Source organism: Chloroflexota bacterium (assembly GCA_009840355.1).
In the GTDB taxonomy this organism is placed as follows: Bacteria; Chloroflexota; Dehalococcoidia; order Lucifugimonadales; family JADFKI01; genus Bin90.
Window position 1 is genome coordinate 22606 of the sequence record VXNZ01000027.1, and the last position, 6880, is coordinate 29485.

Here is a 6880-nt window from a genome sequence, read left to right on the forward strand (position 1 = left end):
TGGCGTACCGCTGAGTTCTTATCCTGATGAAGGCGCGCAGTTGTATTTTCCCGCAAAGTAGCGTCATCTTCGGGGCCTACTCTGCCAAACCTGTTCAATGAGAAGGTTACGGGCGCTCATCTAGTCGAGGAATAGACGCCTGCTACGGTGATCCCTCATTAGCAACGACCTAACAGACTTACGCTGTAACGCGGTGCAAGTTTTCGTCTGCCCTGCTTGAAGTCGACTAGTACAGTCTGACACGTAAGTCTGACCTGCAGGTGCTTGACACCTGAGAGGTTATACGTTACACAAAAGATATGATTCGTAATTTCCGGCACCGAGGACTTGCCATCTTTTATGAGCGAGGAGACCGCCACCGGATTCCGCCCGAATTTGCGGACAAGTTTGAGCGCATCCTGGCCCGGCTGGATGTGGCTGCGCAACCAAGCGATATGGATCTGCCCGGATACAGACTCCATCCCCTTCGTGGACAAATGGCTGGATTGTGGTCCGTAAGGGTCTCAGGGAATTGGAGGATCGTGTTCCGCTTTGAGGGCTCAAACGTGAGAGATGTCGACTTTGTTGACTATCACTAAGGAGGTTCAGACAATGCCGATGAAAAACCCACCTCATCCTGGACTGTCGATTCGGCACGACTGCCTTGAGCCGCTCGGCCTTAGCGTAACCGATGCTGCCGTTCATCTGGGCGTCAGCCGTAAGCACTTATCCGACGTTCTGAATGGACACTCTGGCATTTCGCCGGAGATGGCTGTGCGCTTGGACAAGGCTTTCGGTGGAGGGGCGTCAGCTTGGTACCAACTGCAGGCGGCCTTTGATCTTGCGCAGGTGATGCAGAGAGCGGATGAGATTAACGTCAAGCGAGTCGCCTAAAAAGAGATTGTGAAGACACACCATTGTTGTCTGTGGACGGAAGGCATCGCCGGACCGGGCGAAATCGACGGCTTGCCGCCAAATTCCGAGAAAGCCGTCGCAATTCAAACGCCGTAGAGGGCTTTACTTCGCGCGAGATGACAAGATACCCGTCGTCTCATGAATGGCGCGCCGGATACGCCTGCGGGCGTGTGAGACGGAAGCCCGGGCACATAGAGCGCATTCACGGCGTGAGAGACACGACCCAGTGCTGCCCCAAACTGAAGCGGCGGCGGCGTAGGTCTTGCAATGTTGCACACGGTGTTACTTTAGCCCATAACGTAAGGCACATTGTTGCCTTATGGTGTAGGAGCGTTTTCGATGTTCGAGTCCAGAATAACCGTCAAGGGCCAGACCACGCTGCCCAAACCCGTAAGGGATTCACTGGAAGTGAAGCCCGGAGACAAGGTGCGCTACGTCATAGTCGACGAAGGAGTGCTGATAATGCCGGTCCGGTCAACCAGCTGCCTGTTCGGCAGTCTGAAGTATGACGGACCGGCCGTAAGCCTTGAAGACATGGAGCGCGCGATCGTCGAAGGGGCGACCGAAGAATGAGCGCACTCGACACCAATGTGCTCGTTCGATACCTCGTGGGCGACGTTCCCGATCAGAGAGAGGCCGCACGGGAACTGATTGATGGGCTGACGCCGGATGAGCCCGGATTCATCTGCCGCGAGGTTGTCCTCGAGGTTGCCTGGGTACTGGAGTGCAGCTACGACTTCACCAGGGAGCGGGTTGCCGATGCACTGCTGGCCCTGACGGCTTCGGACAGCCTTGTTGTTGAAGACTCGGATGACGTTGCAGCAGCAGCATATCGCTATCGCCAGGGAGGCGTAGGGTTCTCCGACCTGATGATACTCAAGGCGGTCGAACGGGTGAACGCCGCTCCTCTGCATACCTTCGACCACAGGCTTGCCAGGATGCGAGGGGCGACACTGGTGGGCGCTACAGAAAGGACGGACAGATGACTGACCGCAAGCCGGATGTGCCTCAGAAGTCCGTCAGCGACAGACACCGCAGGCCCAGACTCGATGAGGTCTGGCCGGTTCACTCGGCAGGCGGCTGGTGTCAAGGGCGGGGGGATAGTGGACCGCTACGGTGTCGTTGCTGAGGGAAAATGCCCGGTTAAATGCGAAGGGAAAATGTCCTCCCCGTAGATTGTCATAATACCAGACTACGATACCTTTGCAGTCAGTCGCGCGGGTGACGTAGGTGGTCTGTCAGCGTTCATGTACTTCTTCGCGGTGTCCCTGTGTATGCCCAACTCCCGCGCGATCCCGCGTATGGACAGACCCTTGTGCTTAGCCTTCTGCACTGCCCTCCACCTGGCCGTCTGCAACGGCGTGGGTTTCCTGCGCCGCGGACTCGCAACTTTGCGAACTCGTCCCGTCCCGTTGCTACCGGAGGTGTCGACCTGCTGCTCGGCATCGAGGTTGGTGTCCTGAGTCGCCAGTCTATCCACCCACTTACTACCCAGGCCGTTGACAGTGGACGGATGGATGATGAGTGAGTGCGCGGTTCTACCTGCGAAGCCTCGAAGGACACTCGGACGCGGCGGCGCTTCCTGAGAAGGAACGTCGCGCCCTTCGTGCTGCACTGCAAGGCTGTCGTCCAGCCCTTCGAGCACATCCACGGCTGCTCCGGCGTAGGTCTGCCTGTCCGTGCCGGGTAGCAGTTGAAGGGTGCGCCAGCGGTATCTGACCGTGTTGTCCCTGGCGACTCTACGCTTGTACTTGAAGCACAGAGTCTTCTCCCGGCGCATTCCTTCGTCCACCGAGCGATAGGCGACTTCCAGTTCCTGTGCAGGCACCTTGAAGCGGCTGTTGAAGCGTGGAAGGAAGCTTCCCAGCACGCGGTTGGCTTCACCGATGCTGGCCGCGCCCGCAAGTCGGAGTTCACTGACGAGCCAGTCCTGGAAGGTTCCTGCTGTTCGCTCCACTCGTCCCTTGTCCTGAGGCGATTGAGCGAAGATCAGCTGTATGCCAAGCTCGTCCATTGCTCGACTGAACTGAGTGGGGCCGGCGGCAGTCTCCGGCGAAGGCGTATGCTTGAAGACGGCGTGCCGATCCACATAGAGTGCGAGCGGTATGCCGCGATGCCGTATCAGCCCGTCGAGCAGCCGGAAGTAGCCGCGGGTGTTCTCAAGTTCGCAGAACAGGGCGTTGACCACGGTCCCCGTGGCGTCATCCACTGCCAGCAGCAGCGTGAACTGCGGTCCGTCCCTGCCCAGCCACCTGTGGTAGCTGCCGTCCAGCTGTATCAGCATCCCCTCGCGAGGCATCCGCTGCCGCCGGACGCGGTGCTTGGGTGGACGCCTGCCGCGAGGGCTGTTCTCGCCGGCGCTCACCAGCAGCCTACGCAGCGTGCTGCGAGTTATGTCTATGCCTTCGCGTTCACTCAACAGCTCGCTCATATGAGTGTGGTTGACACCGGCATATCGCGTGCGCGCCAGATGCAGCACGATAGCCTTCGTTGCCTCCGATGTCGCGTTGGGCGCTCTGCGACCTCGATGACCGTGAGCTATTGCGGCTGCTCCATCCTTCCTGTATGCCGCCAGTATGCGCCACGCTTGGCGTATGCTCACTCCCATCAGCGCAGATGCCTGCTCCATCGTCATATGCTTCGCCAACAAGCTGTTGAGTACCTGAAGCCTTGCCTGTTCCTTTTGGTTCAACGTCACATTCTCCATAATGTGACATTATTGCTGAACAGTTACTTGTGACGTTTATGCTGAACAACGACACCCCGTCCGGCTTGTCTATCCGCCTTCGTGGTACATTATGCCGCCGCCGTTCATATTCTGCACCTGAGCTGGATTCTTTCTCAGCGGCAACAGTTATTGGCGTGGGATCTGGTGTTGCGGCTTTAGAAGATGTAGAGTCGGGCAATTCGGTAGCTGTCGGTTCAGATGTGGGAGGGACAATCAGCGATGCCGTCCGCTGAGATTCGACGGAAAGTGCCGGTACAAGTACATTTGTCACTGTAGCTCTGGGTGCGTCTGAGACAACGTTCTGCGCTGGTACGGTAGTATGGATCGTATCCACAGGCGGAACTGCAGAATGCGAGTCATCTTTGCAGGCGCTAATGCTTAGCAACACCGCAAGAGACAGGATGATCGCAGCAAAGTAGAGAGTCTTATTCGCGCGCATGGATTCCTGAGACGACAACCTAGAGGATCAGTGCATCTAAGACTACAACATGATGCCAGGACGAAGGACTCCGATTATCGCGGACTAAGAATCGTCAATGCAAGCGTTGAGAGTAAATTCTTGCATAGACCGACAGGCATATGCGCAATTGGTCTGATACTACGGGGATAAATCCAAGCCCACGACTGTGAGCTCAAAGTCGCCACTCTTCTGGGCGTAGTAGGTAGTAGCTTCGATGGTGTAGTTGCCTGCACTCAGTAACGCAGACAGACTAGAGTTCGTGTTCACTCCCTTTACTATATCGTCTTCCTCAAAGAGCACTGTCCCGTTTCTGTCGTGTCCGTCAAGCAGATAGAGGTAAGTGTCTTCATCGGACTCAAGCGTAATCGTCACGTCCGCAGCCTCGTTGAGTGTGAATGTGTAGAAGCGCGCGTACCTGTCGCCTGTGCCTTCTTTGGCCGCCTTATCCGACAGGCAGTCGACGGGCCAGCAATCCTCAACTGTGGAGGCTGTGAGCGGCTGGATGCAGGAGCCGGTAGGATCCGGCGAATCCGTGCAGAAAGGAAGATCCAGCTCACCAAGGTCATTCTCCTCAACGCTCTGAAGGCCGACCGGTATGCATCCGGTTAGCTCGTTATCGTCCAGGAACAGCCACTCTAGATTGGTCAAATCCGCCAACTCCCTGGGTATCTCACCGTCTAGTCGATTGTGGTTGAGGCTCAGTTCCCTAAGATTCGACAGACCAGCCAGTTCCACGGGTATGTTTCCGCTCAGCTGATTGTGACTGAGATCCAGAAATCGCAATCCGGACAGGCCCGCCAGTTCGACAGGTATCTCACCAGTCAGTTGATTGCGGTGAAGGTCAAGGGCATCCAGATTGGACAGACGCGCGAGTTCCGCCGGTATGGTTCCTGTAAACTCGTTGATGCCAAGGTCCAAAGTTCGCAGATTGGACATTCCTGCAAGTTCAACCGGGAGTTCCCCGTCCAGATCGTTTGCTCCTAGAATCAATCCTTTCAAATTGGGAAGACTCGCAAGCTCAATGGGTATCTTGCCATCCAGTTCGTTGCCGTAGAGGTCCAGCCATTCGAGATTGGATAGGCTAGCGAGTTCTGCCGGGATCTCCCCGGACAGTCGATTATTCCAGAGTTCCAGGGACTCCAGGTTAGCCAGCTCAGCCAATTCAACTGGAATCTCGCCTATGAGTTCATTGCCCCCCAGATTTAGTCTTCTCAGATTGGACAGGTTAACCAACTCTGTTGGTATCTCACCATTCAATTCATTGCTGGCGAGATTAAGCACTTGGAGGTTCGACAGTCGCGTCAATTCTAAGGGAATCTGACCGGCTAGATCGTTGTGGTTGAGTTCCAACTCTTGCAGATTGGACAGCTGAGCCAGTTCGACGGGAATCTTACCCCGCAGGCCGTTGCCGCCAAGGTCCAGCACTCGCAGATTGTACAGATGAGCCAATTCGAGAGGTATCTTACCCTGCAGGTCGTTACTGCCGAGACTCAGCACTTCCAGACCGGAAAGGCTTGCCAGCTCCACGGGAATATCTCCTCCAAGCCGGTTCTGACGGAGGTTGAGTTCTCTCAGGTGGGTCAGGCCGGTCAGTTCAACGGGAATCGTGCCGCTCAGAAAGTTGTATCTGAGATCGAGCGCCTGAAGGGCGGACAACTCCGAGAGCGCAACAGGTATCTCACCTTCCAGATCGTGTCCTGACAGGCGAAGTTCCGTAACACGTACTGGAGAGCCTCCAACGGTGATTCCGCTCCAATTTTCAATTCTGCCATCGATCGCCCAGTTCAGGTAATCCTGCCCATCGCCTATGAGCGCATCACGCGATGCCAGCAACACCCAGCAGTCTGACACCAGGCCAGGATTGATGAGCGGGTCTGACACCACAGTTCCTGATGAACACTTGTCCTGCTCCGGAACAACTACAGTCTCCGCAATAGTAAGTGTGAATTCGCCGGCAGCTTCGCCTTCATAGGTTGTGGCCTCGACGATGTAATCGCCAGCGTCGAGAACGACCCTGATACCTGAATTTCTGGCGGTCAGATCGAAGACCCCCTCATCATCGTCGTCGTCCTGGTCTATGACTTCGCCGGTATCGCTGAGCAATATCAGATACGGGTCGGTACGCGATTCCAGAGTCAGATCGACCTCAGAACGCTTATCGAGAATGAAGGTGTAGTAGCGGGCGTAGTGGACGCCATTCTCGGTTCTGTTCAGGGACAGACATTCGTTCGTCCAGACTCCAGTGGATGCTCCGACATCAAGTGAATCTATGCAATGTTCGGGGATTGCTGTATAGATGTCAGGTGGGACGGTGCCGCAAGTGTCACCCTGAACTTCTTCCACCGACTGTAGCCACTCTTGAAAGGCGGCGTCCGCGGGAGCGCAGAGGCCGGCGTTGTTGTCGAAATAAAAGAGTGTCAGATTAGTGAGTCGTGTCAGCCCCGGAGGAAACTCCCCTGTCAGTTGGTTTTCACTGAGGCTGAGCGAGGTCAGATTAGAGAGGTTGGCCAACTCGGAAGGTATTGTGCCCGACAGGTTATTGTCGTAAAGGCCTAACCGTACTACGCGCCCGTCGGTGTCAGCGGTTACGCCGTACCACTCGGAGACGGGAGCGTCGGATAGCCAGTTTCTGTTGCGCTTCCAATTATCTCCATTCGTGGCGTTATAGAGAGCGGTCAGAGTCGCTATGTCACTTTCATGAGATGGGGGAATCGGAACGCCGCAAGTGGCACCACCTTCAAAATGGGAATTATACGGAAAGGTTGACAAGATAACCAAGTCCTGCTATACTCAATATC

6 protein-coding genes are annotated in these 6880 nt (G+C 55.9%); 4 read left to right on the forward strand and 2 right to left on the reverse strand.

Annotated elements, in window-relative coordinates:
• The first annotated feature begins 299 nt into the window (after positions 1-299).
• From F4X57_08790 to F4X57_08805, 4 genes are all read left to right on the forward strand, one after another.
• Positions 300-578, forward strand: coding sequence for a peptidase (locus F4X57_08790; protein MYC07253.1), 279 nt, complete (start codon positions 300-302; stop codon positions 576-578).
• A gap of 13 nt (positions 579-591) precedes the next feature.
• Entirely contained in the window at positions 592-873 is a 282-nt protein-coding gene (locus F4X57_08795; GenBank protein ID MYC07254.1) for a HigA family addiction module antidote protein, read from the forward strand.
• 360 nt (positions 874-1233) lie between these two features.
• The gene (locus F4X57_08800) at positions 1234-1467 is read left to right on the forward strand and encodes an AbrB/MazE/SpoVT family DNA-binding domain-containing protein (protein MYC07255.1); all 234 of its coding nucleotides are present in this window, start codon (positions 1234-1236) and stop codon (positions 1465-1467) included.
• Positions 1464-1880 carry a type II toxin-antitoxin system VapC family toxin gene (locus F4X57_08805; GenBank protein ID MYC07256.1) on the forward strand — a complete coding sequence of 139 codons (417 nt, stop codon included), beginning with the start codon at positions 1464-1466 and terminating at the stop codon, positions 1878-1880. Before F4X57_08800 ends, F4X57_08805 begins: the two co-directional genes overlap by 4 nt.
• Positions 1881-2086: 206 nt before the next feature.
• Here the strand turns inward: F4X57_08805 and F4X57_08810 are convergent, their stop codons facing one another.
• Positions 2087-3601, reverse strand: coding sequence for an ISNCY family transposase (locus F4X57_08810; protein ID MYC07257.1), 1515 nt, complete (start codon positions 3599-3601; stop codon positions 2087-2089).
• A gap of 619 nt (positions 3602-4220) precedes the next feature.
• Positions 4221-6860 (reverse strand): hypothetical protein, encoded by a 2640-nt coding sequence (locus tag F4X57_08815; GenBank protein MYC07258.1) that lies wholly within the window; start codon positions 6858-6860, stop codon positions 4221-4223.
• Positions 6861-6880: the final 20 nt, after the last annotated feature.